This is a genomic window from Mycolicibacterium brisbanense, assembly GCF_001570425.1.
GTDB lineage: Bacteria > Actinomycetota > Actinomycetes > Mycobacteriales > Mycobacteriaceae > Mycobacterium > Mycobacterium brisbanense.
In genome coordinates this window covers 1-1,217 of sequence record NZ_BCSX01000070.1, presented here as the reverse complement: position 1 = coordinate 1,217, position 1,217 = coordinate 1, and the positions used below count along the sequence as shown (strand labels likewise).

General features: G+C 65.7%; 1 protein-coding gene. It reads right to left on the bottom strand.

Features of this window, described 5'->3' with window-relative positions; genetic code table 11:
- Positions 1 to 1,188 (bottom strand): IS256 family transposase (locus tag RMCB_RS35750; RefSeq protein ID WP_062832553.1); only part of this gene is annotated, 1,188 nt, incomplete at its 3' end.
- Between the last annotated feature and the right edge of the window lie 29 nt (positions 1,189 to 1,217).

Sequence of the window (1,217 nt, the reverse complement as noted above, 5' to 3'; positions counted from 1 at the left end):
GTTGATACTGCGTGATTTGCTCAGGACGTCGAGGCCGAGGTAGCGCCGGGATTCGGCCCATTCATCGTGTTGTTCGGCCAGCACCGCACCGACGAGGCGGATAAGGGCGTTGCGGTCGGGGAAGATCCCGACGACGTCGGTACGGCGGCGGATCTCTTTGTTGAGGCGCTCCTGGGGGTTGTTGGACCAGATCTGACGCCAGATCTGCTTGGGAAACGCGGTGAACGCCAGCAGATCTGCCCTTGCGTCTTCGAGGTGGTCGGCCACCTTGGGCAGCTTGTCGGCCAACGCGTCGACGATCCGATCGTATTGGGCGGCAACAGATTCAGCGTCGGGCTGGTCGAACACCGAATGCAACAAGGTCCGCACCCACGGCCACGATGCCTTGGGTGTGATGCTCATGAGGTTGGTCGTGTAGTGCGTTCGGCAGCGCTGCCACGCGGCACCGGGCAGGGTGGCACCGATCGCGGCCACCAGACCGGCGTGGGCGTCGGAGGTGACCAGTTTGACCCCGGACAGGCCGCGGGCGGTCAGCGACCGCCAGAACGTCAACCAACCGGCCCCGTCCTCGGCGGTGGACACGTCGATCCCGAGGATCTCGCGGTAGCCCTCGGCGTTGACCCCGACCGCGATCAGAGCGTGCACATTGACCACCCGCCCGCCTTCGCGGACCTTGAGCACCAGGGCGTCAGCGGCCACGAACGTGTACGGGCCGGCGTCGAGCGGCCGGGTGCGAAACGCCTCGACGGCGGCGTCGAGTTCCTTGGCCATCACCGAGACCTGTGATTTCGACAGCGCCGTGATGCCCAACGTCTCGACCAGCTTGTCCATCCGCCGTGTCGAGACACCGAGCAGGTAGCAGGTGGCCACCACCGTCGTCAGGGCCCGTTCGGCGCGTTTACGGCGTTCCAACAGCCAGTCCGGGAAGTAGATGCCGTGCCGCAGCTTGGGGATTGCGAGATCCAATGTGCCTGTGCGGGTATCGAATTGGCGGTGCCGATAGCCGTTGCGGGAGTTGGTGCGCTCGGCGCTGCGCTCGCCGTATCCGGCGCCGCACAAGGCGTCGGCCTCGGCGCCCAGCAGGGTGTGGATGAACGTGGCCAGCAGCTCGCGCAGCACGTCGGGGTGACAGGTGGTGAGTCGTTCGGCGAGCACAGCGGGCAGGTCGATATTGTGGGCAGTGGTCATCGCGTCGATTCCTTTGCTCGAGTGACTTT